Source organism: Acinetobacter seifertii (assembly GCF_016064815.1).
GTDB classification, from domain to species: Bacteria; Pseudomonadota; Gammaproteobacteria; order Pseudomonadales; family Moraxellaceae; genus Acinetobacter; species Acinetobacter seifertii.
This window is the reverse complement of sequence record NZ_CP065820.1, coordinates 2,330,584-2,355,883: the sequence shown is the minus strand read 5'-3', so window position 1 is coordinate 2,355,883 and position 25,300 is coordinate 2,330,584. Positions and strand designations below refer to the sequence as shown.

25 protein-coding genes are annotated in these 25,300 nt (G+C 37.4%); 9 read left to right on the top strand and 16 right to left on the bottom strand.

The features are described 5' to 3' along the window. Positions 1–16: 16 nt before the first annotated feature. From putP to I8T81_RS10825, 14 genes are all read right to left on the bottom strand, one after another. Positions 17–1,507, bottom strand: a complete 1,491-nt coding sequence (gene putP, locus I8T81_RS10890; protein ID WP_039255217.1) for a sodium/proline symporter PutP — start codon at positions 1,505–1,507, stop codon at positions 17–19. Between the two features lie 409 nt (positions 1,508–1,916). After that, positions 1,917–2,615, bottom strand: a complete 699-nt coding sequence (locus I8T81_RS10885) for an SIR2 family NAD-dependent protein deacylase (RefSeq protein WP_198071149.1) — start codon at positions 2,613–2,615, stop codon at positions 1,917–1,919. A 106-nt stretch (positions 2,616–2,721) separates the two neighbouring features. Further along, positions 2,722–3,096 carry a glycine cleavage system protein GcvH gene (gene gcvH / locus I8T81_RS10880; protein WP_198071147.1) on the bottom strand — a complete coding sequence of 125 codons (375 nt, stop codon included), beginning with the start codon at positions 3,094–3,096 and terminating at the stop codon, positions 2,722–2,724. A gap of 38 nt (positions 3,097–3,134) precedes the next feature. Beyond that, positions 3,135–4,160 carry an AraC family transcriptional regulator gene (locus I8T81_RS10875; protein WP_198071145.1) on the bottom strand — a complete coding sequence of 342 codons (1,026 nt, stop codon included), beginning with the start codon at positions 4,158–4,160 and terminating at the stop codon, positions 3,135–3,137. Between the two features lie 108 nt (positions 4,161–4,268). Continuing rightward, positions 4,269–4,709, bottom strand: a complete 441-nt coding sequence (locus I8T81_RS10870; RefSeq protein ID WP_019458972.1) for a MaoC family dehydratase — start codon at positions 4,707–4,709, stop codon at positions 4,269–4,271. Further along, positions 4,709–6,556 (bottom strand): ABC transporter ATP-binding protein, encoded by a 1,848-nt coding sequence (locus I8T81_RS10865; protein WP_198071144.1) that lies wholly within the window; start codon positions 6,554–6,556, stop codon positions 4,709–4,711. The genes I8T81_RS10870 and I8T81_RS10865 overlap by 1 nt, the downstream gene beginning before the upstream one ends. A 374-nt stretch (positions 6,557–6,930) precedes the next feature. Next, positions 6,931–7,467, bottom strand: a complete 537-nt coding sequence (locus I8T81_RS10860; RefSeq protein ID WP_198071142.1) for a DUF2058 domain-containing protein — start codon at positions 7,465–7,467, stop codon at positions 6,931–6,933. A gap of 3 nt (positions 7,468–7,470) precedes the next feature. Further along, a complete protein-coding gene (locus I8T81_RS10855; protein WP_019458974.1) occupies positions 7,471–8,148 on the bottom strand; it encodes a YoaK family protein in 678 nt (225 codons plus the stop codon). Between the two features lie 5 nt (positions 8,149–8,153). Further along, positions 8,154–9,356, bottom strand: a complete 1,203-nt coding sequence (gene sstT / locus I8T81_RS10850; RefSeq protein ID WP_019458975.1) for a serine/threonine transporter SstT — start codon at positions 9,354–9,356, stop codon at positions 8,154–8,156. A 425-nt stretch (positions 9,357–9,781) separates the two neighbouring features. Further along, positions 9,782–10,090, bottom strand: a complete 309-nt coding sequence (locus I8T81_RS10845; RefSeq protein WP_004702027.1) for an ArsR/SmtB family transcription factor — start codon at positions 10,088–10,090, stop codon at positions 9,782–9,784. A gap of 474 nt (positions 10,091–10,564) precedes the next feature. After that, entirely contained in the window at positions 10,565–11,131 is a 567-nt protein-coding gene (locus I8T81_RS10840; RefSeq protein WP_019458976.1) for a TetR/AcrR family transcriptional regulator, read from the bottom strand. A 359-nt stretch (positions 11,132–11,490) separates the two neighbouring features. Next, positions 11,491–12,654: a ribosomal protein uL16 3-hydroxylase gene (locus tag I8T81_RS10835; RefSeq protein ID WP_198071140.1), complete on the bottom strand. Its 1,164-nt coding sequence runs from the start codon at positions 12,652–12,654 to the stop codon at positions 11,491–11,493. A 30-nt stretch (positions 12,655–12,684) separates the two neighbouring features. Continuing rightward, positions 12,685–13,278, bottom strand: a complete 594-nt coding sequence (locus I8T81_RS10830) for a Maf family protein (RefSeq protein ID WP_134261614.1) — start codon at positions 13,276–13,278, stop codon at positions 12,685–12,687. Beyond that, positions 13,278–13,661 carry a DUF2237 family protein gene (locus I8T81_RS10825; protein ID WP_004702019.1) on the bottom strand — a complete coding sequence of 128 codons (384 nt, stop codon included), beginning with the start codon at positions 13,659–13,661 and terminating at the stop codon, positions 13,278–13,280. Before I8T81_RS10825 ends, I8T81_RS10830 begins: the two co-directional genes overlap by 1 nt. 138 nt (positions 13,662–13,799) lie before the next feature. Here I8T81_RS10825 and I8T81_RS10820 point away from each other — a divergent pair, with 138 nt between their 5' ends. The 3 genes from I8T81_RS10820 to fba all read left to right on the top strand — a co-directional run bounded on the left by I8T81_RS10820 (position 13,800) and on the right by fba (position 16,513). Further along, entirely contained in the window at positions 13,800–14,987 is a 1,188-nt protein-coding gene (locus I8T81_RS10820; protein WP_198071138.1) for a phosphoglycerate kinase, read from the top strand. Positions 14,988–15,108: 121 nt separating this feature from the next. Beyond that, positions 15,109–15,354, top strand: a complete 246-nt coding sequence (locus tag I8T81_RS10815) for a hypothetical protein (RefSeq protein ID WP_198071136.1) — start codon at positions 15,109–15,111, stop codon at positions 15,352–15,354. A 121-nt stretch (positions 15,355–15,475) separates the two neighbouring features. Continuing rightward, the gene (fba, locus tag I8T81_RS10810) at positions 15,476–16,513 is read left to right on the top strand and encodes a class II fructose-bisphosphate aldolase (RefSeq protein WP_004702014.1); all 1,038 of its coding nucleotides are present in this window, start codon (positions 15,476–15,478) and stop codon (positions 16,511–16,513) included. 119 nt (positions 16,514–16,632) lie between these two features. On the opposite strand, the gene I8T81_RS10805 is transcribed toward fba, so the two are convergent. Next, positions 16,633–17,943 carry a peptidylprolyl isomerase gene (locus I8T81_RS10805; protein WP_198071134.1) on the bottom strand — a complete coding sequence of 437 codons (1,311 nt, stop codon included), beginning with the start codon at positions 17,941–17,943 and terminating at the stop codon, positions 16,633–16,635. After that, the gene (locus tag I8T81_RS10800; protein ID WP_198071133.1) at positions 17,943–20,384 is read right to left on the bottom strand and encodes an LPS-assembly protein LptD; all 2,442 of its coding nucleotides are present in this window, start codon (positions 20,382–20,384) and stop codon (positions 17,943–17,945) included. Before I8T81_RS10800 ends, I8T81_RS10805 begins: the two co-directional genes overlap by 1 nt. A 120-nt stretch (positions 20,385–20,504) precedes the next feature. Between I8T81_RS10800 and I8T81_RS10795 the strand changes: the two genes are divergently transcribed. From I8T81_RS10795 to I8T81_RS10770, 6 genes are all read left to right on the top strand, one after another. After that, positions 20,505–21,518 (top strand): aminoglycoside phosphotransferase family protein, encoded by a 1,014-nt coding sequence (locus I8T81_RS10795; protein ID WP_198071131.1) that lies wholly within the window; start codon positions 20,505–20,507, stop codon positions 21,516–21,518. Next, a complete protein-coding gene (gene murU, locus I8T81_RS10790; protein WP_039251416.1) occupies positions 21,518–22,207 on the top strand; it encodes an N-acetylmuramate alpha-1-phosphate uridylyltransferase MurU in 690 nt (229 codons plus the stop codon). The genes I8T81_RS10795 and murU overlap by 1 nt, the downstream gene beginning before the upstream one ends. A gap of 87 nt (positions 22,208–22,294) precedes the next feature. After that, a complete protein-coding gene (gene rsmG, locus I8T81_RS10785; protein WP_004702003.1) occupies positions 22,295–22,927 on the top strand; it encodes a 16S rRNA (guanine(527)-N(7))-methyltransferase RsmG in 633 nt (210 codons plus the stop codon). A 21-nt stretch (positions 22,928–22,948) separates the two neighbouring features. Continuing rightward, positions 22,949–23,731: a ParA family protein gene (locus I8T81_RS10780; protein WP_004702001.1), complete on the top strand. Its 783-nt coding sequence runs from the start codon at positions 22,949–22,951 to the stop codon at positions 23,729–23,731. Next, complete coding sequence (locus tag I8T81_RS10775) at positions 23,728–24,615, top strand: ParB/RepB/Spo0J family partition protein (protein ID WP_049063485.1); 888 nt, start codon at positions 23,728–23,730, stop codon at positions 24,613–24,615. The genes I8T81_RS10780 and I8T81_RS10775 overlap by 4 nt, the downstream gene beginning before the upstream one ends. A 49-nt stretch (positions 24,616–24,664) precedes the next feature. Then, on the top strand, positions 24,665–25,300 hold the full coding sequence (locus tag I8T81_RS10770) for a MotA/TolQ/ExbB proton channel family protein (protein ID WP_004701997.1): 636 nt from the start codon (positions 24,665–24,667) through the stop codon (positions 25,298–25,300).

Genomic DNA, 25,300 nt, shown 5'->3' with positions numbered 1-25,300 from the left:
TTTATTTTACTCATTTTTATACACTTTCTTTGTAGAGTTCATCTGCTTCTTCAAAGCGTCCAGTTACTGTTGTGTTTGGCGCTTTAGTTAAAAGACTCACTACAATAATGCTGATAAATGCAAGAATAAAACCAGGAATAATTTCGTAAACACCAGTACTTGCGAAAAGATTCTTCCAGCCAATCACTACAACAGCACCAACGATCATACCCGCTAAAGCACCTTGTAAATTCATACGTTTCCAGAATAATGACAAGATAATAAGCGGACCAAATGCAGCGCCGAAACCAGCCCATGCATAGGCAACAAGACCAAGAACTTTACTGTCAGGATTACCTGCAAGCACAATTGCAAGAACTGCAATCGCAAGAACCATAACTCGACCAACCCACACAAGCTCTTTTTGAGATGCATTTTTACGAAGGAAACCTTTGTATAAATCTTCAGTTAAAGCACTTGAACATACTAAAAGTTGACAGCTTAGCGTGCTCATAACAGCAGCTAAAATTGCAGCCAAAATGATACCCACAATCCAAGGATTGAATAAAATTTTAGTCAATTCCATGAATACAGTTTCAGGATTTTTGCTTACAACTGCTGCTAATTCAGGGTGTTGCTCAAAATATGCGATACCGAAGAAACCAGCACCAACAGCACCAACTAAACATAAAATCATCCAAGTCATGCCGATACGACGAGCAGCAGGAATTGATTTTACAGAATCAGCGGCCATGAAACGTACTAGGATATGCGGTTGACCAAAATAGCCTAAGCCCCATGCCATGGAGGATAAAACAGCCACCACACTTAAATCTGAAACAATATTAAATGCATGCGGACGAGCAGTTTCAATGAGCGTTACAAAGTGAGTCGTATCACCAATTGCAAGGTAAGTTACGATTGGGGTGAGTAAAAGAGCAAAAATCATTAAGCCAGCTTGGAAAGTATCGGTCCAGCTAATGGCTAAGAACCCACCAATACAAACATAACTGATTGTTGCAATAGCACTTAACCAGACTGCGGTGGTATATGACATACCAAATAAATTTTCAAATAAACGTGCGCCAGCTACCATACCTGAGGCACAGTAAATTGCGAAGAAAACCAAGATAATAACGGCAGAGAAAATACGAAGAATCTTTTTCTGGTCATCAAATCGACTTGTAAAATAGTCGGGCAGAGTGAGTGCATTATTTTGGATTTCAGTATGAACGCGTAATCGACCAGCAACCAGTAACCAGTTAAGCCAAGCACCGATAATTAGACCAATTGCAATCCACGCCTCAGATAAACCAGAAAGATAAATTGCTCCTGGTAAGCCCATGAGTAACCAACCACTCATGTCTGATGCGCCTGCGGATAATGCAGTAACGAAACTGCCTAAACTACGACCACCAAGAATATAATCAGAGAAGTCGCTTGTAGCACGGTAGGCGAATAAGCCAATAAGTACCATTGCTACGATGTACACCATAAACATGATGAGGGTGGGATCAAAATAACTCATAATGGATGTGTGTCCTTATATCCATAATCCGTGATTGTAACCTAATCCAGGTCGCTGTTTTCTTGTACGGCATTTCAAGAGGTTGAGATTCAACCACAAAAGAATTTTTTTGCTCTGTTATCTTTGTGATGTATTTTATGTATTTTTATGTAAACCAATGTAATTCTAGTTACATTATAAATTAAATTAATCTTAATCAATATCTTATAGGGCATGCATAATTCTTATAAATTTTCAAAAATTATAGAAATGGTAAATTTTGAGAATAAAATAGCATGTTTGGTTACAAAATTAGCAATGACAATATATTCACTACAAGAAAAATTGATATGAGTTGAGTGTTTTTAAATCAATTTTAGATGAAGAGACTACTCTAAAGACGAAATCTGCAGTAAAAACTATGAAAATATCAGTTCGTCAACTGATGAAATAGCTCTTTCATACCTTCTGTGGCTGTCATATTTAATAGTTTATATTGAGATGGAACACGAGAATGATCTGCTTGGGGATCTATATAGTAGGCTTCAGTGTAATTAGGAATTTCATGAACTAAAGCAGCAACAGGATAAACACTTAAGGTTGAACCAATAACAATGAAAATATCTGCTTCCTGTACTTGCTTGATGGCTTCTTCAAATGCTGGAACTGCTTCACCAAACCAAACTACATGAGGACGAAGTGGATAACCATTCGGGCAAAAGTCATGTTCTAAATCTAACTTCCAACCATTAATCTCATAAAACTGAGTTGTATATTGTGCATCTGGTCCCGAGCTTTTTGCTAGTCGAATATTACCATGTAGATGCAAGACGCTGTGGCTACCAGCACGCTCATGTAAATCATCAATATTTTGCGTAATAACCTGTACATCAAAATGAGTTTGTAGTTTGGCAATGTACTGATGAGCTTCATTTGGCTGAGCTTCTAAAATATTTTTACGGCGTTCGTTATAAAACCGTTGGACTAAAGCCGGGTTTTTGTTCCAAGCTTCTGGAGTGGCTACTTGTTGTATATCATAATTTTCCCATAGGCCATTACTGTCGCGAAAAGTACTAATTCCACTTTCTGCACTCATACCTGCACCAGAAAATACAACAAGTCTTGTCATGTCAGTGCTCCTATTCATCAGGCTTTATAGCTAATTTATACATGTATAAAAAAACCAGTTTAAAAGTAAACTGGTTTTTATCAAATACTGAAAGCGTTGCTAACTTTTATAGACCAGCTTCATATTCTGCATTTGTTAACAGTTTTTCAACATCTGCCATGTTTTCTGGCTTGATTTTATAAATCCATCCCTTGCCATATGGGTCTTCATTTACGAAATCTGGATCATCTTCAAGGTCTGTATTTACTTCTACTACAGTACCAGATACAGGAGCGTGGATATCAGAGGCCGTTTTAACTGATTCAACTACTCCAGCTTGTTCGCCAGCTGTTACTTTGCTGCCAACTTCCGGAGTTTCAACATACACCAAGTCTCCAAGTTCATCTTGTGCATGGTCAGTAATCCCTGTAATAACGAGGTCTCCTTCAATTTTTACCCACTCATGTGTACGTGCATACTTCAATTCTGAAGGGTGGTTCATGACAACTCCTTAAGCTTGTGTCCAATATTTTAATAACATTATAAATAGGGGTCTTTACGCCAGTTGCTTGGACTACGGCCACTCCAGCGTTTAAAAGCACGGCTGAAATTTGCGACATCGGAGTAACCAAGTTCATCCGCAATTTGTTCAAGACTATAATCTGTACGTGAAAGTAATGAAGTCGCATGACGATATCTGACTTCATCTACTAATGTTGAAAATGATGTTCCTTCAGCAGCCAACTGTCGTTTTAAAGTACGATCTGACATGTGTAAGTATTCTGCTACATTTTCTATGCTTAAGTAATGTTGTTCAGAATTACTTAGAATATCACGGACACGCATTGCCAAACGGCGACGTTCGCCTAAAGCTGATAGTTCCGCTTCACATTGATTAATGGCGATTTGACTGGCAATTGGATCTGAATTAATTAATTTAAGACTTAAATATTTTTTATCAAAGCTAGAAATTAAATGAGGTTGATTAAAACGAATAGTGCTGCTTAATTTACTTTTATATTTATCAAAGCCTGCTGGTTCAGGAAAGTCTAAATCAACATCACCTGCTAAATCTTCGATACCTGTCATTGCTTTTGCCATCGTCATGATGCCAATCGTTAAGCCTAAAACAATTTCGGTGCGAAGTGGCTCTAATTCAATATCACATTGCAACTGTAATGTGGCTTTGGGGCCAAATGTAGAAAAATAGAGTTGTAGAAAGGGTAAGCGTAACTGGATAAAACGAGCAGCAAGAGCAATCGCTTCTGTAATATCCTTTGCTGTCATTATTGCGTAACCAATAAATCCATGAATCGAAATGCGCATTTGGGTGCCAATATGGAAACCTAATGTACTTTCACCAGTGAGATTTAAGGCATGTTTAACCAGTTCATTTGCTACAGGTGTTGAAATACGATACTCAGGGTCGGCCAATTGCTCACTAGTAAGATGAAAAGGAGCAAATAAAGTCTCATCGTTGTATCCCCAACGTGAAACAACATCTAAAAGCAATAAGCCATAGACTCCTGGAATACCTTGATCTTGACGAGCTGAGGTAATTTTCATATGCGTTCCGTTGCTCTCATCAATTCTCTACGTGCATTTCTTACACATCTTGTCATGAAATATAATTTGAGTTTATAAAAACTGTTAGACAATCATATCAACGATTCATTAAACATTCTTTTTAAAGACAACGATTTTCGTCGTCGAAATAAGTAAAACATCCCCATGTTGATTTAAGGCTTGTGTAACGTAACTTACAATACCACGATCCAATTTTGTTTTGGATGGTGTAATGGCGGAAATTTCAGCTTCAACATGAATACGATCACCTGGTCGTGTTGGACGTGGCCACCGCAGACTAGACTCTGAACCTACTAGTCCGCCATGAATTGGCATACACTCTGTCCATAAACGCATCGTAATTGCAGAAGTATGCCATCCACTGGCAGCAATGCCTTTAAAGATAGGGTCTTCTTTAGCTAGCTCTTCATTTGTATGAAAAGGTTGGGGGTCATACTGGCTTGCAAACTGTTTAATTTCATCTAGTGTAATTTCATATTCACGACTAATAAAACGATCACCAACTTTTAAATCTTCTAAATAAAGCATTAATCTTGACCCTGTACTACTTTTTGCTCAATAAGAAAGCCACCAGTTTGACGTTTCCATAATTGTGCGTATATACCATTTTTGGCAATTAATTCTTCATGCGTACCTTGCTCTGCAATTTTACCTTCATCAAGAACAATTAAACGGTCCATTTGAGCAATGGTAGACAAACGGTGAGCAATTGCAATAACCGTTTTATCAACCATCAGGTCATTTAAACTAGACTGAATGGCTGCTTCAACTTCAGAATCTAGTGCACTTGTTGCTTCATCTAATATTAAAATTGGTGCATCTTTTAGGAAAACACGTGCAATAGCGATACGTTGTCTTTGACCGCCTGAAAGTTTGACACCACGTTCACCAACTTGTGCTTCATAACCAGAACGACCCTTTAGGTCTACAAGCTGGGGAATAAACTCAGCTGCTTTAGCTTTATGAACAGCACTTTGCATATCGTGATCAGTTGCATCTGGACGACCATATTTAATGTTCTCGGCAACTGAGCGATGTAGTAGGGACGTGTCTTGAGTAACTAAAGCAATATTCGCTCTCAAACTATCTTGTGTAACATCTTCAATATTTTGTCCATCAATTAAAATTGCACCTTCTTTAAGATGATAGAAGTGTAAAAGTAATTGGATGAGAGTAGACTTACCTGCACCTGAGCGCCCAACAATACCGATCTTTTCACCTGCTTTAATATGTAGATTAAAGTGATCGATAACATTTTTATTGTTATAGGCAAAAGTGACATCTTTAAATACGATTTCACCTTGTTTTACTGCAAGTGGTTTTGCTTCTGGTTTGTCTTGAATATTGATTTTTTTGCCGAGTGTTTGCATGCCATCTTGAATGGTTCCAACATTTTCAAATAATGCTGACATATGCCACATCATAAACTCAGCCATACTATTAAGTTTTAAAATCATGGCTGTGGTTGCAGCAATAACCCCTAAAGCCGCTAAACCTTGAGTCCATAACCAAACTGCGGTACCAATCACGCCTACAAATAAAACAGCAGAAAGCATATTAATACTAACTTCAAAAAAAGTACCTAAACGCATTTGCGCATAGACCGTTGTCATAAACTCTTTCATTGAGTCTTTTGCGTATTGGCTTTCACGGCCTGCATGGGCAAATAGTTTAACTGTTTGAATATTTGTATAGGCATCAGTTACACGGCCAGTCATTACGGCACGTGCATCGGCTTGTTGTTGTGACACTTTGCTTAAACGCGGAATAAAGAACCAAGCACTTAATAAAAATAAGCCTAACCAAACCATAAGTGGAATAAGTAAAGTCGGTGAAATTGCACCAAGAACAATACTAACAGTAATAAAGTAAATGCTGACGTAAGCCAACATATCGCCCAGAATAATCCAGAATTCGCGAATGGCTAGAGCTGTTTGCATAACCTTTGCTGAAAGGCGACCTGCAAAATCATTATGGAAAAAATCTAGGCTTTGTTTTAATAAAAGATTGTGAAAGCGCCAACGTAAGCGCATTGGAAAAGTGCTATATAAAATCTGATGTTTTATAATGGATTGAATATTAACAAATAAAATATTAGCAAATAAGACACTTATTAAAATGAGGATATTTGAAGCATGTTGGCTTAAAAAACTTTCAGGTTGACTTTTACTTAACCAGTCTACAAGTTGTCCAATTTTTGAAAAGAGCAATGCTTCAAATGTCGCTGCACCAGCTGTACAGATAACAAGAAGCAGTAAGTATGGGCGTACACCTTCAGTAGCTTGCCAAACAAATGGGAAAAAGCGTGTTGGTAAGGGCTCATCCAGACCTTTGGTTGGATAAGGATCGACAAGTTTTTCAAACCACTTCAGCATGAATGACTACCTTTATACATCAGCTAGTTTATTAAAATTCCGCAATTTAATTTTGCAATAAAGTCAGTTAGATCAAGTTCGACAAAGATGTTGATCTTTCGGATATGTGTGAAAACACATCAAAGTTTATGTTTTATATCTTTGGCTAAAACTGACATGATTTAGACAAGACATAAAGTTGGAATCGGGAAAAGCCTAAAAGGCATGGTAAAGACAAAATGTTTTATTCATTATATCGATAATAATAGATGAAGTGGTGAATGAATTTGACCTGAATGTAATTTTTATAGTTTTTTTTAATAATTGATAAAATATTAATAATTAATTTAAAAAGTATAAGCCTTTATCGCATAATTGATAAAGGCTTGAGAAAATTACCACATTAAGTCATCTGGAATCACATATGCTGCATATGGATCTTCTTCGTCGGTAGTTTGTTCGTTTTTCTCTGCATTGTTAATCAAAATAAAGCCTTGCATCTTTTGATCAATCTTTTCAGCTAAAGCCTTTGGAAGGTAAGCATACTGATCTTGATCTTTAGCAATCACTAAGCTTCCTGTTACAAGGGCATTATAGACTTGCTGAGATAGGTAGACTTTTTTAACTTTATTTTCATCAATAAATTGATAAGCGACATCGCCAGCAAAATCAATAATTTTGTGTTGCTTAATCATTTGAATGATTGAAGCTTTCAATGCTTTTTCTTCAAGTTGTTGCTGTTTTTCTAAATTTAGAGCTTGATCTTTTGCTAGTTTCTCTTTTTGAGCTTTTTCAATATTTGCCTTAATTTCTGCCTCATTACTTTGGCCTGTACGTTGCTCGTGTTGAGCTTGTTTGGTTAGCTTTTTCGCTTTTTTATTATCAACTAAACCAGCTTTGAGTAACTGAGCTTGTAAGGCATTTTTAACCATGACTTAATCCGAATTTGAAGAAGAACTGTGAAAATAAACAACCCAATACGAGATACTGAGAGTTAAACTCAAAATTGCTGGAAGCAAAAATGCTTGCAATTTTAAGTAGGGGTGAACTAAAGCAGCAATTATACCACCAAGCAGAAAACCTGAAAAAATAAGTAGATGCAAAATTATACGACGGTTTTCAACTTTTAAACCACGTGCCATATAACCAAGTGCAAGACCAAGGTCTGTCAAAACACCTGATAAATGAGTGGTCCGAATAATAGTACCTTTATAATGGCTGACCATGGCATTTTGTAATCCCATGGCGACACAAGCCCATAATAATCCATATTTGGGAAAATAAGGGAGTAATAGCCAACATAGAAAAATAAATAGAGCAACTAAGCTTAAAGGAAGGCCATATCGACGGCCTAATTTAAAATGACTGTTACCTAAAATAAAGCCACTATAAAATGATCCACATACATAACACAGTATAACAAGTACTAAATATATGATGTGTTCAAATTGCCAGTTTACCAAACTCATCGCTAGCATACTGACATTACCTGTCATATGCGAAACTGACTGATGTAAAAGGGTGATTAGCCCTAATACATTAATCATTCCGGCATTTATTGCCAGTAAGAAGGCACCAATTTGGAACCAATTTGGTAAACGTTGAAATGGCATGTTCTCTAAGAGTTTTGTTTGGAGCGAATATCAACTGCGGCTGTAAATAAAACATCAGTAGATGAGTTAAGAGCCGTTTCCGTTGAATCTTGTAATACACTAATAATCATACCTACCGCAACAACTTGCATTGCAATTTCTGATGAAATACCAAATAAACTACAAGCTACTGGAATTAAAAGTAGGGAACCGCCTGCAACACCAGATGCTCCACATGCTGAAACTGTAGCGACTACTGATAAAATAATCATGGTTGCTAAATCAACATGAATTCCTAATGTATGTACGGTTGCTAACGTAAGTACCGTGATGGTCACAGCTGCACCAGCCATGTTAACAGTTGCACCTAAAGGAATAGAAACACTTGCAGTAGATGGGTTAACGCCTAAACGCTCAGCTAAATCGAGGTTAACTGGAATGTTAGCTGCTGAACTACGTGTAAAGAATGCCGTAATACCACTTTCTTTTAAGCATTTAAAAACGAGTGGGTATGGATTACCACGAATTGTTAAACCTACTAAAATTGGATTAACTACAAGAGCAACAAAAAGCATTGTTCCTAGTAGAACAGCTAATAATTGTGCATAGCTCTCAAGCGTTGCTAAACCGGCATCAGCAAAAGTTACTGCCACTAAACCAAAAATACCCACCGGAGCAAATGCAATCACTTTATGGATAATCGCGCTCACTGCATGTGAAACATCATGCATCACTTGCTTAGTGGTATCTGAGCTGTGGCGCATTGCCAAACCGAGACCAATTGCCCATGCAAGAATACCAATAAAGTTTGCTTCGCTAATCGCTTGTACTGGGTTTGCAATAAAACTTAAAAGCAAGTTTTTTAATATATCAGCGAGGCTACCTGGCGCTTGTAGGTTGTTATGTGAAACAGTGTTGAGAAATAAGGTACTTGGAAAAGACAAGCTAGCAATTACCGCACTAAAAGCAGCTAATAGCATGCCCACAACATAAAGTAATAAGACTGGACGTAAATTTGCACTATGACCTACTTGGAAGTTGGCAATAGAAGAAAGAACCAATACAAAAACTAAAATAGGAGCAACTGATTTCAATGCTTTAATGAACAGTTCACCAAACAAGCTTAGATAGGGTGTAACGTTTGGAAATAATAGTGCAACGCCTATCCCTAAAACAATCGCAATAATAATTTTGGTGACTAAGCTTAATCGAGAAAAGAATTCAAGCATATAAAGGCCTTATTAACCTATTCGTGGCTAAAGGTTGAACAAGCGGAGTATTTTATACTTAAGTGATCGGAATCTTAAGCTTTTTTATAGCAACTAATCGGGTTTATAAGCTGTGGTAATATTAAGTATATGTTTTTAAAATATTAAAATAATATTATTAAAGTGCCAAGAAAGATGTTTTGCTTACATTACAGTCAATAAACCAATTATGTAGACTTGGTTATTTAGTAAATGAATGGTTGAAGATAAAAGATGTAAAAAGAAATAGAAGAGATTATTTTTGTTTTCAATAGATTTGAATACTAGAAAAACTACGCGAATTTTCAATCCTCTTTGCTGGAACAACTACACCCGCTACCAAGTTGAAAAATCGCATATTTCAGGAAATACATTAATATTATTATAATTTTATAAGTGCAGATCAGTTACTTTATGCAATATAACTGATAAAGCATATTTAAAATTGAATGCATCTTATCATCCTTTATAGAGTAGAAAATTTGTTTGCCATCACGACGGGTTGAAACAACATCACTTTTACGTAACATCATCAATTGTTGTGAAAGGGTGGGCTGGGTAATTTGTGTTTTGTCTTCGATCTGAGAGACATTCAACTCCTCATGAGCTAAGTGACATAAAATTAATAAACGGTCAGTGTTAGCTAAAGACTTTAATGTTCCTACGACAGAATCAGCCGCATTTTTCATTTCTTCAATTTGGAGTCCATCTTTCATACTTTATACCTATATCAATATGGCTGGCATAGTATAGATTGATCTTGCAGAAATGAATGTAGCAAAACTAATCAATCCAATTGTTTTTGTTGAAAAGGTTTATAAGTGTAATTGATAAATATATAGCATTATTAAGGTAAAACAAGAATTTGTAGTTGTTTTGTGTCAAAAGTGTTGCGTTGTGTGAGAAGCGTAATTGTTAAGTATAAATGAAACAAAGTTGAAGTAAACAATCCTTGTTTTAACTCTCATCAATAGTTAATTCTGATTTATGTCAAAAAAGTCGATAAAAAAAGATTGAGTTTTTACTTTTTAAAGATATAATGGATCGTGTACAGACAGGTCTGTATATTCTGGTTTGGAATCTTATTCCAAAAAGAAGTCTAACTCTAAACTAGAATGACTTTCAGACGCAGCGTGATGAATAAGAAGAAGATTCAACAACATAAGAAGAATAATATCACGCTTTATTTTTTAATGTGCAGTTTTTTCAAACTCAATTAATCTCTCCACACGTTTCCAGTAGTCATAAATTTTTACTGAACCATGTTCAACTTGAGCTTGAATGGTCATACCTTCTAAAATATTGACTAGAAGTAAAGCTAAAGGGCGGGACTCTTCAATTTTAAGTTCAATAAGAAGGTCTTGCATTAGCTGGGTCAACCATATTTTATATAAGGTTGCAGGTTGGTGAGTAGAAGGGTACTGTTTTAATACTTCTTCTAGGGCTTTTTGAAACATACACCCATTAAAATCATCACTATTAAACCAATTTGAATACCATAAAAATATTGCTTTAATACGAGCTAATGGATTGTTTTCATCTTCTTGGGAAATAGCAGCAGTAAGAGAATTTTGCAAAAGTGAGTTTCTCAACAATAAACACTCTTCAATAAGTTTCTCTTTTGAAGGAAAGTATTTATAAAATGTCATTTTTGCTACACCAGACTCACTGATGATACGATCTACTCCTATAGAATTATAACTATATGAGTTAAAAAGTCTTAAAGCAGTGGTAATGATGTCATCTTTTTTTGACATGTTTTGATAGCCTCACACAAATATTTTGCTCTTAGCCTAAATGGTGGAATGCATAAATAAAAAGCACGAACGCGCAATTTTACATTGTATTGATTGTTATTGATAGAAAAAAATACGTTTTTGAAAACAATAAAAGATATAAAGCCAAATGCTCTAAATATAAATTTTATATTTATTAAAAAAAAGTTCTATATTTTACAAAGTCTGTAATAGATCATTTTTTCACTTAGCAAGATTGATTTATACCATAAACGAATAACCATAAACATGGGTTTAAAGAATGGTATATTTAAACATGTATTTATAAAAGAAAAAAGGAGAAATTTATAAATTTCTCCTTTCGTGATGATTAGCTAATATTATTCCGCAGGAGGTAGAAGCATGAGAATTGAATCATTTAATAATTGAACAATATTCTCTAAAATATCCGAACTGCTTAGTTCGCTATTGAAAGGAATGCTTTTTCCGTCAGCTATAGCTTTAAGTTGAGTGGCAAAAGATTCCACAATTGGTAAATCTTCTCCATTACCCCAAAACTTTAAAACACCATTTTGTTCTTTATAAAGCAGGCGAGAAGCAGGTTCTAGTAATAATTCATAGCCTTCTGACAAAATAGCATTTAAATCTTCAATTTCAATTTCATCAGGTTCTGGAATATTGTCTGGATATTTAGGTTCAGTCATGTAGGCCATAATAGCAGCATCAAGTACTGATGAGTTTTGCAACTGAGCTAAAACCAAATCTCTTAAATAAGCTAATTCTTCTGGATTGATTTCACCAACTTGAGAAATATTCTTCCGAGCAATATCTACAACTGGGTTTTGTAGTAATTCATCGGTAGCAAATTGATCGCTAATTCTATCGATCATGCCTGAAATATTAGGCATGCGAAAACCAAATGAGTAGGTTAAACACTCATCTTCTGCAACACCATAGTGAGATAATCCAGGTGGAACATATAAAAGGTCTCCAGGAGCCAAAACTTCGTCAAAATGAACATCGATTTCAGATAAAAGCCTTAAAGGTTGATTAGGTACAAATTGAGTAGTTTCATCACACATTTGTCCTAGTTGCCAACGACGGTGACCGTGGCCTTGAACTAAGAACACGTCATAAAAGTCAAAATGTTTTCCGACTGAACCACCTTTAGGGGCATAAGAAACCATAATATCATCACGACGCCATTGTGGAATGAAAGGAAACTTCTTCCATAACTCGGCTAAATCAAATGAGTAATGATCAACTGCTTGTACTAAAAGCGTCCATAATTTTGGTAGTTTTTGAAAGTCACCTTTGGTTAGCGGTGATGATTTTAAATGCCATTCATTTGGGTTCTTATCTTTTTGACGAATAAGACGAGCACTGACATGATCTTCTACAGCAAGTTCTTTTACATCATTTGGCTCTAACATGCCAATAATTTCAGGCATGGCATTGCGCACAAGTAATGGTTTTTTCTGCCAATATTCTGTTAGAAATTGTTCAGCAGTAATGCCGCCTAAAACGGTTAAAGGTTGTGTCATGGAGATAACCTATAAATAAGCTAATAAATATTAAGGAATTTGAAGTTCAAGCTGTCTTAAAATCTGACAAAGCTGAATCATGGGTAAACCCATTAAAGTGGTTTGATCTTGGCCTATCATTTTTTCAAAAAGACTAATACCTAGACTTTCACACTTAAAACTTCCCGCACAATGGAGGGGTTTGTCTAACTCGATATATCTTTCGATTTCAAACTGGGTTAGATTGCGGAATTTAACTTGATAGTGATCAATGAGAGTGTGTTCAAAACCCTTTTCAATGCACTGGACACTTAAAGCTGTACTAAAAAAGACTGTTTTACCAGAGTTGGCCGTTAATTGAGCTTTTGCATTTTCAAAGTTTAATGGCTTACCAATAAAATCATGAGGTGCATGTTCTCGCCATGCAACCTGATCTGATCCAATTACAATTGCTTGAGGATTCTGTTGAGCTATAAGCTGTGCTTTAGCAAATGCTAATCTTTTTGCTAAATCGTCGGCATGAGTCTCACCACAAGGACTTTCATCAATATCTGGGCTAATACAGGTATATTCGAGTCTTAAACGATTCATCAAATCCTTACGCGTTTGACTACTCGATGCCAAGATAATTTTGGGTTGCTTCATCAAACTGCAAATTCCATTAACACATCTAAAGGAACATAGCTTAATACCGCTTGATGACAAGCGTGGAGTTTGATGGGAGGTGCTTGCCCAGCTTGATAAGCTTCAACCCAGCGAGTTACACAGATGCACCAGAAGTCGCCAGGCTGTAAACCTGGGAAGCCTGCCTCAGGTAGAGGCGTAATAAGATCATTTCCAATTTTTTGTGAAAAATTTAAAAACTCTGAAGTCATTTGAGCACATACAGTATGTTGTCCAAGATCTGTTACCGCTGTATGGCAAAAACCATTTCGAAAATAACCAGTAATAGGATCAAAACAACAGCTCGCTAAAGGTTCACCTAAAACATTTAAACGATTGATTTGTGGATCTGGATGAATAGACATAATGGATGAAATATTAGATTACTACCTCTATCATAATCAAAACTTTGGCTTTCTACAGCTTTTATGCAAAAAAACTAACCTTTTTTGATGTAATCATTTAAAATTGGCGCGTTTTTAAAATCATAAAGAGAGCTTTACATGAATTTTCAGCGTATGACTGATCTTAACTTAGCAGGTAAACGTGTACTTATTCGTGAAGATTTAAACGTTCCTGTTAAAAATGGCGTAATTACCAGCGATGCTCGTTTACGTGCAGCACTTCCAACAATTAAAGCTGCTTTAGAAAAAGGCGCTTCTGTAATGGTATTTTCGCATTTAGGTCGTCCTGTTGAAGGTGAGCCAAAGCCAGAACAATCACTTGCACCAGTTGCAGCATATTTAACTGAAGCATTAGGCCAAGAAGTTAAATTATTTACTGACTATCTTGATGGTGTAGAGGTTCAGGCTGGGCAAGTAGTTTTGCTTGAAAATGTTCGTTTTAATGTGGGTGAAAAGAAGAACAATCCTGAGCTTGCACAAAAGTATGCTGCTCTATGTGATGTATTTGTTATGGATGCATTTGGTACTGCTCACCGTGCGGAAGCTTCTACAGAAGGTGTTGCTCGTTTTGCTCCTGTTGCAGCTGCTGGCCCATTACTAGCTGCTGAATTAGATGCACTTGGTCGTGCAATGCAAACACCTGAAAAACCAATGGTTGCCATTGTTGCTGGTTCTAAAGTTTCAACAAAACTTGATGTTTTAAACTCATTGTCTACTATTTGCGATCAGCTTATTGTTGGTGGGGGTATCGCAAACACCTTCTTAGCGGCAGCTGGTTACAACGTTGGTAAATCTTTATACGAAGCTGATTTGGTTGAAACTGCAAAACAGATTGCTGCTAAAGTAAGTGTTCCGCTTCCTACAGATGTTGTTGTTGCTGATGCATCTCAAATTAATTTTGAAGATTTCTTGGGTTCTTTAGCCGCAGCGGAAGCTGTTGTTAAGAAAGTTGAAGATGTAACATCAAATGATATGATTTTAGATGTTGGTCCTGAAACAGCTAAAGCTTTTGCAGAAATTTTGACTACTTCTAAAACGATTCTTTGGAATGGCCCAGTTGGTGTGTTTGAAGTTGATCAATTCGGCGAAGGTACTAAAGCACTTTCTCTTGCTGTTGCTGAATCTGATGCATTCTCGATTGCTGGCGGTGGTGATACACTTGCTGCGATTGATAAATATAATGTTGCTGACCAAATTGGCTATATTTCAACTGGTGGTGGCGCATTCCTTGAGTTCGTTGAAGGTAAAACTTTACCAGCAGTTGCAGTTTTATTAGAACGTGCATAATACATATATGTAAAAGTAAGAAGGGGTTGGATTCAACCCTTTTTTCATGGATAAGTCATTAAATTGTCATATTTCTGAAATAAAATAATGAGCACTAAATCACCAATTGTGGAAAATAGTGATGAATTTAAAACTTACCTTAGCTGCTTTGTTAATTGTTCCAGTGATGTTGACTGCTTGTGGCAAAAAAGAAGAGTCTTCTAATGCAGGGCAAGATGCTGCTTCTACTACAGCAGTTGCTGATAAAGTAACTCCTGAACAGCAAGCTACAATTGATTCGCTTGATAAGCCAGTTTTAGATGAAAAGAATACCGATGTGGTTGAAGGTAGCGCTTCTAGCGAGCCGGCTGCTTCAGAAACTCATTAATTTGTTGTGTTTTGTTAAAAAGTCCCTGCAAATGCAGGGATTTTTTTTGAAATACTGTGATTTGTTGCTGAATTGAAATAAATGACAAGGTAGAATAAGCCGCACTACCTGGGAGGATATTATGGCACTCATTTCAATGCGCCAGCTCTTGGATCACGCTGCAGAACATAACTACGGCGTACCAGCATTTAACGTAAATAACTTAGAACAAATGCGTGCAATTATGCTTGCCGCGGATGCAACCAATTCACCTGTGATTGTTCAGGCATCAGCTGGAGCTCGCAAATATGCAGGCGCTCCATTCTTGCGCCATCTTATTTTGGCTGCAATTGAAGAATGGCCGCACATTCCAGTGGTAATGCACCAAGACCATGGTACAAGTCCTGAGATCTGTCAACGTTCAATTCAGCTTGGCTTTAGCTCTGTGATGATGGACGGTTCATTAGGTACAGATGGTAAAACACCTACATCTTACGAATACAACGTTGATGTAACTCGTAATGTTGTTGCTTTAGCACATGCATGTGGTGTTTCTGTTGAAGGTGAGATTGGCTGTTTAGGTAGCCTTGAAACTGGTATGGCTGGCGAAGAAGATGGTGTTGGTGCTGAAGGCGTACTTGATCACTCACAACTTCTTACTTCTGTTGAGGAAGCGACTCAGTTTGTTGCTGATACCAATGTAGATGCATTGGCGATTGCTGTAGGTACTTCACATGGTGCTTATAAATTTACACGTCCACCTACAGGCGATATCTTGGCAATTGACCGTATTAAAGAAATTCATGCGGCATTACCAAATACCCACCTTGTTATGCATGGTTCAAGCTCTGTACCACAAGAATGGTTGAAAGTGATCAATGAATTCGGTGGTGATATTAAAGAGACTTATGGTGTGCCTGTTGAACAGCTTGTAGAAGCAATTAAACATGGTGTGCGTAAGATCAATATTGATACAGACTTACGTTTAGCATCTACTGGTGCAATTCGTCAGTTTATGGCTGAAAACCCAGCTGAATTTGATCCACGTAAATACTTTGCTAAAACTGTAGATTCAATGAAGCAAATTTGTATTGATCGTTATGAAGCGTTTGGTACAGCTGGTAATGCTGATAAGATCCGCCCAATTTCTTTAGAGAAAATGGTTGATCGTTATAAATAATTCCCGTTAGGGTTTGATTTATAGAAACCGGTTATGTAAATAACCGGTTTTTTATTAGCTGGATTTTTATTCATAAAAAACCTGTGATAAACACAGGTTTTAATAAAGATGAAAAGAACTTACTTTGGTAAGTTTTTCTTGTCGAGACTAGGATCTTTAATTTCTACATAGGCATTAGCACGTACTTCACGTAACCAGCTATCAACTTCGGTGTTGAATTGACGCTCACCTAGAATTTGACGTGCCATACGCTCTTGATATTCATGAGTCATATCTTTTTCGCGTTTGTCTGTCACTTGTAGGATATGCCAGCCAAATTGAGTTTGGAAAGGTTCACTAATTTGACCTACAGGAATTTCCTGCATTTTTTTATCAAACTCAGGAACCATCATACCTGGTGTAACCCAGCCTAAACTACCGCCATCACGTGCTGAACCTGTATCGTTTGAATAGGTTGCTGCAAGTGTAGCAAAATCTTGTCCTGCTTTTAATCGCTTGTAAATGCTATCAATAATTTGTTTCGCATTTTCAGGACTAACGACTTCAGACGGTTGAATAAGAATATGGCGAGTTTGATACTGTGTTACTAAAGCTTTTTGTTCATTTTGCTTACGTTCTAAAAGTTTTAGAACATGTACGCCATCACGTACAGAGATTAGATCAGTTGTTTGACCTTCTTGTAGCGGAGTAATGCGCGCAGCAAGTTCAGCTGGAATGTCAGAAAGAGGGCGGAACCCCATATCTGCACCTTCAACTTTCGCACTTGTAGTTGAAAGCTTTTTGAGTGTATTTAAGTCATTACTTTGAGCAAGCTTCGAACGAACTTCTTTGGCTACACTCTGAACTTCTTGAGGGTTGTCCCCAGAAATTCGCATGTGAATCACATGTACTTGATTGCCAAGAGCTGCTTGTCCCTGAGGTGACTTTAAGAAATTGTCAACATCTTGATCGCTAATTTTAATGCGAGACATTACTTGTTGTTGACGTAAGCGATTGATTGCTAAATCTTCACCAATACGGCTACGTAAATTTTCATAAGTACCTGGTGCAATAGCATCTAACTTTTGTTGAAAGGCTTCTAAGCTTTTGCTACCAGATTGACTTGCTACTTTAAGTACTGCTTCATTTAGACTTTTCTCATCAGGCTTAATGCCATAACGTTTTACTTGTTCAAGTTGAGCTTGACGTAAGATAAGTTGATCTAAAACCTGAAACTGTAGGTATTGTTGAGGTGGTACTTCTTTTTTTTGTGCTTGCAATTCGTGGGTGGCTTCAGCCATTCCTTGTTCAAGATCACTTTTTAAAATTACGCTATTGTCCACAATTGCCACAACTTCATCCGCGGGTTGGGCAAAACTATGCATTGATGAAGATATTAATACAGCAAGGGTTGTTGCTTTAAAAAACTGTTTAAGATGCTTTGTCTTCATTAACGTTGTGTCCAAGATTGATTAATTTTGTTAAAACCTAACACGCGATTTTCGAGTAAAGATGCAAGTTTATTGTTTAAACCGCCTAAACCTTTGAGGGTAATTTCAGCCATGATCGCACGTTTTTCACTAACATTCGAAGCTTTCGGATCATCTAGATCGTTATAGTAAGATCGACCATAGACTGAGATACCCCAACAGCATGATTCGTAGTTAACACCGAGTAAAATTTCACGGGCAACATCATTATCGATGTCATATTGTACGTGGCCCATAATACGCCAATTGTCTTTAATTGGTTGTATAAACGATGCAACAACTTGATCGTAAGTATCTTGACGACCAGGAATGTCTTTGCGATAGAAGTAACCTAAGTTGTAAAGGTTGCCTTTGTCGCCTGTATAGTAAACTTGGAAGTCTCTCTGGGCGTTATCACCATTTGACATCCATGCTGAATTTGCTGCAATCGTAAAGTTCTGGTTAAGCTGGCTCGTTAAGCTTACGACAGGACCAGTATTACGTTCGGTATCAATCTCATCTTGTTCGTTTAAAGTAACGCGGCGATCTTCAAAGTAATAACTTTGTCCTACACTTGCACGCAAACGTTCTAAACCTACCGTGTCAAAAAGACTATAACTTACACCTAGTGATAAGAAGTTGTTGTCTTCAAGGCGGTCATGACCATAGAAGCGGTATGGGTTAAAGAGTTGATCATAATTGACTGATGCTGAAGTTGAGTCGAAGTTTGGGTAACCGTCTTGGTTCTTGTAAGGCGCATACGCATAAAATGCACGAGGGGTAATCGTTTGTAGGTATTTACCTTCGCGTTCAAAAGTTAAACCACTGTCCAAAGTAAACTGAGGTACAACAACTGATTTAGATTCCGAACTTGCGTCTAGACCCTGTGAGGCAATACTGTCCTTATCATAGAATGTCTGGATGGAGCGTACAGAAACTTCAGGAATAACAAAGGCTGATGGTGTTCGATAGTTATAACGTGTTGCGAACTGGTTATAAATACGCGTACCACTACTTTCCTGAGCAGAACCGTCATTAATTGATTTTTTAAAGTATGCCGTATCGTTATTAAATTCGTATTGTAATCCTTGTGGGTTACCAGTGACATAATTTAATAAAAACTGTGGTAAACGTGCATAAGGTTTATTTGCATCTAAAATTGTTGGATCTAGTGTTTGGAAGTCTTCAACTTTAAGCTGCGCTTTTAAGCCAGGAATACCGTGCTGATAGTTAAGTTCCCAAGCTCTACGTAAATTTACATCGGTTTTAGAGTTTGGGCTGTTATCTAAATCAGCAAAATAATCTTTATCCGATGCATAACGATATTCAAGATTGGTTGACCACTGATCGTTAATATCCCAGTTATGAAGGAAGTTAAAGTTTTTACGATCTTGATCATCGTATTTTTTATCAGATGGAAGTATACCGCCCCATATTTGACCTGAACCGAAGCCATCAGTTAAATATCTAAACGAACCTTGCAACATTGCACCACGGTCTGCTAAATAACGTGGAGTCACGGTTGCATCATAATTAGGCGCAAGGTTTAAATAAACAGGTATAGAAAGTTCAACGCCACCATCGTTTGAGAAGCCAAATTGAGGGTTGAGGATACCCGTGGTTCGGCGGTCATCGATTGGAAAGTTGAAATATGGAACGGCAATAACAGGAACATCTTTAACATAGATTTTTGTTCCACGCGTAACGCCGCGACCAGTTTCCTGATTTAGCTCAATTTTATTGGCTTGGATCTTCCATGCAGGTTTTTGACCTGGAGGGCAAGTGGTATATGTTGCATCGTTAAGAACCATCACATTTGGAGAGGTTTTTTCGATTTTTCCAGCATGGCCATGGGCATGTTGTTGTTCGGCAATATAAAAACTATTGTCTAAATTACCAGTCTGAGTCTTTAGGTTGTAATCAATTTCGTCACTTTGAGAGAGTAAGCCACCTTGAGCCAACTGTACTCGGCCTTTTGCATGTGCAAATGTTTGAGTTTTATCAATGGTCACTTTGTCGGCACGAACCGTGCGACCTTCTTGATCAATTACCACATTTCCTTCTAACACAGAGTCGCCAGCAGGGTTGTAATGACCATAATCAGCCGTAACGACCGAAGTGGTTTTATCTGCATCTAACGCTTTGGTTTCAGGATTAATAGGGGTAATCCAAGTTCCTTGACAAAATGCCGAACTCAAATATTTATTATTGCGCAACTGCGCCTCAGGTGCAGATTTATCAACATAATATTGTTGAAAGAATTCCTGTCCTGGATAGGCTTCCTTAATACTCGCCTTAAGTTGATTATTGTCTATGTTGGAGACAACATCAGCTGACTCAGCATAACTTGATTGTATGGAGCCACTACATAAGAGCGTAAAAATAGCGGTCGCTAAAGGATTAAATTTAAACTGATGCTTCATTGTCTCATTAACCAAGTATGCTAATTCACAATTAATTATTGTCGCATCATAGAGAAAAAGTTTATAAGTGGCTACACTTAACCCTTCAAAAATCTCAGCTTGTTTTAGATTTTATTGCAAATGAATACACAACGTGAACAATTGATACATACATGGCTTACATCTGTTCTTGAAAATGATCAATTTCAGATCGCTTTTTTAGCAGGTGATGCGAGCTTCCGCCGTTATGCCCGCATTCAGTTACAAAATAAAACATATATGCTTATGGATGCGCCTCCTGAAAAAGAAGACTGTGTTCCGTTTGTGACGATTGATGAATTTTTTGCGGGTAATGGAGTTCGAGTACCCCAAATTATTGCAAAGGACCTCACTCAAGGTTTTCTTTTGTTAGAAGACTTTGGGGATGTGCTGTTATCTACATTATTAAATGATGAAACAGTAGATCAGTATTATGAACAAAGCTTTAAGCAGCTCGTTCATTTGCAATCGATTGATGGCACTGACAATTTTCCAGCTTATTCATATGAAAAGTTAATGTCAGAAATGCACTTGTTAACAGACTGGATGTTGCCATCACTTGGAATTCATCCAACGGCTGAGCAAAAGAAAATTATTGATAATGCTTTTGATTTTTTGGCTCAATCAGCACTAGCTCAACCTCAGGTTATTGTACATCGCGATTTTCATAGCCGTAATTTGATGAAGATTGCAAGCGAAGACGAATTGGGTGTAATCGATTTCCAAGACGCGGTTATTGGTGCCGATACCTATGATTTAATCTCGATTACACGTGATGCATATGTGCAGTGGAACGCTGAGCATGTTTATCAATGGTTTAAAGTTTTCTATGAGCTTTTACCAGCCTCTGCTAAACAAAACCGAAGTTTTGAGCAATTTAAACGTGATGCTGATTTAATGGCAATTCAACGCCATATCAAAATTTTGGGTATTTTTGTCCGCTTATTCGAGCGAGATGGTAAGTCTGGATACCTAAAAGATTTACCGCGAGTGATGTGGTATTTACTTGAGGAAAGTCGTGGTTACGCTGAGCTTGAAGAATTCATGTCATTTGTAAATAACATGGTGATGCCTAAGTTTATCGAGAAATATGGTAGCTATGAGGTAGCAGCATAATGAAAGCAATGATTCTTGCTGCTGGCTTGGGCAATCGTATGCGTCCACTTACGCTATATACACCAAAGCCTCTGCTTGAGGTAGGCGGTAAGCCACTTATTGTGTGGCATATCGAAAAACTTAAGAAAATTGGTGTGACTGAAATAGTCATCAATTCTGCCTGGTTGGCTGATAAGCTGATTAGTAGTTTAGGCGATGGTTCTCAATTTGGTGTGGACATCCGTTGGACACGAGAAGAAGAAGGTCTTGAAACAGCTGGCGGCATTATTAATGCTTTGCCACTACTTGGAACGGATCCTTTTATTCTAGTGAATGGTGATGTTTGGACCACTATGGATTTTGAAGCTCTGTGCGATATTAAGCTAAATGATGATTTGGCACACCTTGTATTGGTTGATAATCCTAAACAACATCCTGAAGGCGACTTTACATTATTGGATGGGCGCGCTTTTGCATTTGATCAAGATGTGAAGGGTGAGAATCTAACTTTTAGTGGTGTGTCTGTTATCCATCCTAAGCTTTTTGATGGATTGGAACCTGGTAAACGTCCTTTAGCTCCACTATTGAAGCAATCAATGCAAAATCAAAAGGTATCCGCTGAAAAGCTTAAAGGTGCATGGGTAGATGTAGGGACGCCAGAGCGCTTAATGGAGCTAGATTTGCAAATTCGTGAAGGCTTCTACGATTAACTGCGTAATCCCTAATCGTTAAATAGTGTTCCACGATGCATAAATGGGTATACTTTGTTTTAAATTTTACTTAGATGTTATCTGTTTATGCATCCGTTTTTTCAAGAGTTACAACAGGGTAGTCAAAAATTAGGTTTATCGCTTAGCGATGAAGCTTTGGCGTTATTGTTAAAGTATCAAGATGCTCTGGTACTTTGGAACAAAGCTTATAATCTAACAGCGATTCGTGATCCGAAAGAAATGTTAGTGAAGCATTTGTTAGATAGCCTAAGTATTTTGAAAGACTTACCAGCAGGGCGCTTGCTAGATGTAGGTACAGGTGGTGGCATGCCAGGCATGATCATTGCTTTATGTCAGCCCGAACGTTCTTGTGTATTGCTTGATTCAAATGGTAAGAAAATTCGCTTTTTGAAACAGTTTATTGCTGACCTTAAGCTTAAAAACGTAGTAGCTGTGCAAACACGTGTTGAAAATCAAGAAACAATTGATGAGCTTGGTCAGTTTGATGTGATTACAAGTCGTGCATTTGCATCACTAACTGATTTTGTTGATGCTGCGCGTCCATATTTACATGATCAGAGCATAATTGCTGCAATGAAAGGACTCATTCCATTTGAAGAAATGGAAGAGCTTAAGCAAGAGTTTTCATGTAAAGTAATTGAACTGCATGTACCAAGACTTGATGAACAACGTCATTTACTTTTACTTCAACGAATTTAAATAAAAAGTATTAGGGTTACCATGGCTCAAATTATTGCGATTGCAAACCAAAAAGGTGGTGTTGGTAAAACAACGACTGCAGTAAATCTTGCAGCGTCACTAGCTGTATTGAAAAAACGTGTGTTACTTGTCGATATAGATTCGCAAGGTAATGCAACGATGGGGTCTGGAATTCAAAAGAATGATCTGCTTTATTCAATTACTGATGTTTTATTGGGTGAAGTTCCAATCGAAACAGCAATTCAAAAGGCAGAGGTTGGATATAAGGTTTTGGGTGCGAACCGTGAGCTTTCAGGCGTTGAGCTGGCAATTGCGGAACAAGAAGGACGTGAATTCATTTTAAAGAATGCACTAAATGAAATCAGAAATTCATTTGATTACATTATTGTTGACTGTGCACCTAGCTTAAGTTTAATTACTGTGAATGCGTTAGCGGCGGTAGATAGTGTAATCATTCCTATGCAATGTGAGTACTACGCATTAGAAGGTTTGGCAGATTTAACTCAAACTATCGATCGTATTCAAAAAGCTTTAAATCCTGATTTAGAAATCATTGGTGTGTTACGTACTATGTATGATGCACGTAATGCTTTGACACGTGATGTGTCTGCTGAGTTGGAGCAGTTTTTTGGTAAAAAACTCTACGATACTGTGATTCCGCGTAACGTTCGATTGGCAGAAGCGCCTGCACATGGTTTACCAGTTATCTATTTTGAGAAAAGTTCTAAAGGTGCAGTTGCATACTTAAATCTTGCAGCTGAGATGTTAAAGAAAAGTAAAGTGAAGAAAGGAAGTAAAGTATGAGCATCAAAAAACGCGGATTGGCGAAAGGACGTGGTTTAGATGCATTACTTGGTTCAATTCAAAAAGAAAAATTACAACTAGAAGCTCAAGCGCTTGATCATGGTCAATTAAAGCAAATTGATGTGAATTTGTTGAAACGTGGTGAATATCAGCCACGTCGTTTTATTCACGAACATGATTTGCAAGAGTTAGCATCATCTATTGAAAAGCATGGGGTAATGCAGCCAATCGTTATCCGCCCTGTAGATGATGAAGCTCATCCTTACGAAATCATTGCAGGTGAGCGTCGTTGGCGTGCTGCACAAATTGCCGGTTTAACTGAAATTCCTGCAATTGTTCGTGATTTAAATGACCAAGTTGCTATTGCTTTAGCGCTGATTGAAAACATTCAGCGTCAAGATTTAAACCCTATTGATCAAGCCTTAGCACTGCAACGTTTTCATGATGAGTTTGGTTTAAGTCATCAGGAAATCGCTGATACTGTCGGTAAAGCAAGAACAACGGTGAGTAATTTACTGCGTTTATTAAGCTTGGCTGATGATATTAAAGAGTTTATGCAACAGGGCCAACTTGATATGGGGCATGCTCGTGCCATTTTGACTTTAAAAGGTAAAGAGCAGCTTGAAGTTGCCAAAATTGTTATCGAAAAAGGATTATCTGTTCGTCAGACCGAACAGTTAGTGCGCGATTGGAATGAGCCTAAACAGGAAAAAGAAAAAACTCCTGTTGCACCAGACATTGAGCAATTAACGCAAAAATTATCTGAGCGATTTGGTGCCAATGTTAAAATTGATCATAACCAGAAAGGTAAAGGTAAGCTTGTTATTCATTATCATTCACTCGATGAGTTAGATGGTATTTTGAATATTTGTTTGCCAGAGTAATTCTAAGTTAGGTCATATATTTCTAATTTATATTCTCGGGGAAGAAAATATGTGGGAACTTGTGAAAGCGGGCGGCTGGTTAATGCTGCCTTTAATTTTGTGTTCAATTTTAACGGTCGCTATTAGTATTGAGCGTTTTATACGTTTAAGACGTTCACAAGTTTTGCCCAAATTACTGATGAGTGATGGTAGTGCAGATGTTTCTCATATCATCACAAATTTGGAGCAGGATACTGCTGCCCAAAACACAGCATTAGGAAATATTCTAAAAGCTGGTTTTGAGCATCAGGAGCATGGTGAGCAATTTGCTCGAGCACAAATGGAAGCAATGGCTTCTCAAGAAATTTCTTATTTAGAAAAAAATATTAACTTCTTGGGAACTTTGAGTGCGATTGCACCATTACTTGGCTTGCTTGGGACAGTTGTAGGGATTATTGAGTCTTTTCTAGTGATTGATTTTGGTTCGGCAGGTAGTCCAAGTCTAATGATTCCTGGTATTTCAAAAGCGCTAATTACGACCGCCGTTGGTATGCTCATTGCAATTCCTGCTCTTATCTCATATCGCTATTTTCAACGAGTAGTACAAAACTACATTGCGGAATTAGAGCAGCAGTCTACACTCTTTCACGCATCACTGTTTTACAAACGCTCTTCTGTTGCTCAAGAACACCGTCGTGTTGGTTGA

Excerpts from the sequence above, each read along its gene's own strand:
- gcvH (WP_198071147.1), bottom strand. The coding sequence starts at position 3,096 with ATGAACCACCCTTCAGAATTGAAGTATGCACGTACACATGAGTGGGTA.
- I8T81_RS10795 (WP_198071131.1), top strand. The coding sequence starts at position 20,505 with ATGAATACACAACGTGAACAATTGATACATACATGGCTTACATCTGTT.
- I8T81_RS10780 (WP_004702001.1), top strand. The coding sequence starts at position 22,949 with ATGGCTCAAATTATTGCGATTGCAAACCAAAAAGGTGGTGTTGGTAAA.
- fba (WP_004702014.1), top strand. The coding sequence starts at position 15,476 with ATGGCACTCATTTCAATGCGCCAGCTCTTGGATCACGCTGCAGAACAT.
- I8T81_RS10865 (WP_198071144.1), bottom strand. The coding sequence starts at position 6,556 with ATGCTGAAGTGGTTTGAAAAACTTGTCGATCCTTATCCAACCAAAGGT.
- I8T81_RS10805 (WP_198071134.1), bottom strand. The coding sequence starts at position 17,943 with ATGAAGACAAAGCATCTTAAACAGTTTTTTAAAGCAACAACCCTTGCT.
- I8T81_RS10875 (WP_198071145.1), bottom strand. The coding sequence starts at position 4,160 with ATGAAAATTACCTCAGCTCGTCAAGATCAAGGTATTCCAGGAGTCTAT.
- I8T81_RS10800 (WP_198071133.1), bottom strand. The coding sequence starts at position 20,384 with ATGAAGCATCAGTTTAAATTTAATCCTTTAGCGACCGCTATTTTTACG.
- I8T81_RS10855 (WP_019458974.1), bottom strand. The coding sequence starts at position 8,148 with ATGCCATTTCAACGTTTACCAAATTGGTTCCAAATTGGTGCCTTCTTA.
- I8T81_RS10825 (WP_004702019.1), bottom strand. The coding sequence starts at position 13,661 with ATGTCTATTCATCCAGATCCACAAATCAATCGTTTAAATGTTTTAGGT.
- I8T81_RS10870 (WP_019458972.1), bottom strand. The coding sequence starts at position 4,709 with ATGCTTTATTTAGAAGATTTAAAAGTTGGTGATCGTTTTATTAGTCGT.
- I8T81_RS10845 (WP_004702027.1), bottom strand. The coding sequence starts at position 10,090 with ATGAAAGATGGACTCCAAATTGAAGAAATGAAAAATGCGGCTGATTCT.
- sstT (WP_019458975.1), bottom strand. The coding sequence starts at position 9,356 with ATGCTTGAATTCTTTTCTCGATTAAGCTTAGTCACCAAAATTATTATT.
- I8T81_RS10860 (WP_198071142.1), bottom strand. The coding sequence starts at position 7,467 with ATGGTTAAAAATGCCTTACAAGCTCAGTTACTCAAAGCTGGTTTAGTT.
- I8T81_RS10820 (WP_198071138.1), top strand. The coding sequence starts at position 13,800 with ATGAATTTTCAGCGTATGACTGATCTTAACTTAGCAGGTAAACGTGTA.
- rsmG (WP_004702003.1), top strand. The coding sequence starts at position 22,295 with ATGCATCCGTTTTTTCAAGAGTTACAACAGGGTAGTCAAAAATTAGGT.
- I8T81_RS10770 (WP_004701997.1), top strand. The coding sequence starts at position 24,665 with ATGTGGGAACTTGTGAAAGCGGGCGGCTGGTTAATGCTGCCTTTAATT.
- murU (WP_039251416.1), top strand. The coding sequence starts at position 21,518 with ATGAAAGCAATGATTCTTGCTGCTGGCTTGGGCAATCGTATGCGTCCA.
- I8T81_RS10885 (WP_198071149.1), bottom strand. The coding sequence starts at position 2,615 with ATGACAAGACTTGTTGTATTTTCTGGTGCAGGTATGAGTGCAGAAAGT.
- I8T81_RS10830 (WP_134261614.1), bottom strand. The coding sequence starts at position 13,278 with ATGAAGCAACCCAAAATTATCTTGGCATCGAGTAGTCAAACGCGTAAG.
- I8T81_RS10815 (WP_198071136.1), top strand. The coding sequence starts at position 15,109 with ATGAATTTAAAACTTACCTTAGCTGCTTTGTTAATTGTTCCAGTGATG.
- I8T81_RS10840 (WP_019458976.1), bottom strand. The coding sequence starts at position 11,131 with ATGTCAAAAAAAGATGACATCATTACCACTGCTTTAAGACTTTTTAAC.
- I8T81_RS10835 (WP_198071140.1), bottom strand. The coding sequence starts at position 12,654 with ATGACACAACCTTTAACCGTTTTAGGCGGCATTACTGCTGAACAATTT.
- I8T81_RS10775 (WP_049063485.1), top strand. The coding sequence starts at position 23,728 with ATGAGCATCAAAAAACGCGGATTGGCGAAAGGACGTGGTTTAGATGCA.
- putP (WP_039255217.1), bottom strand. The coding sequence starts at position 1,507 with ATGAGTTATTTTGATCCCACCCTCATCATGTTTATGGTGTACATCGTA.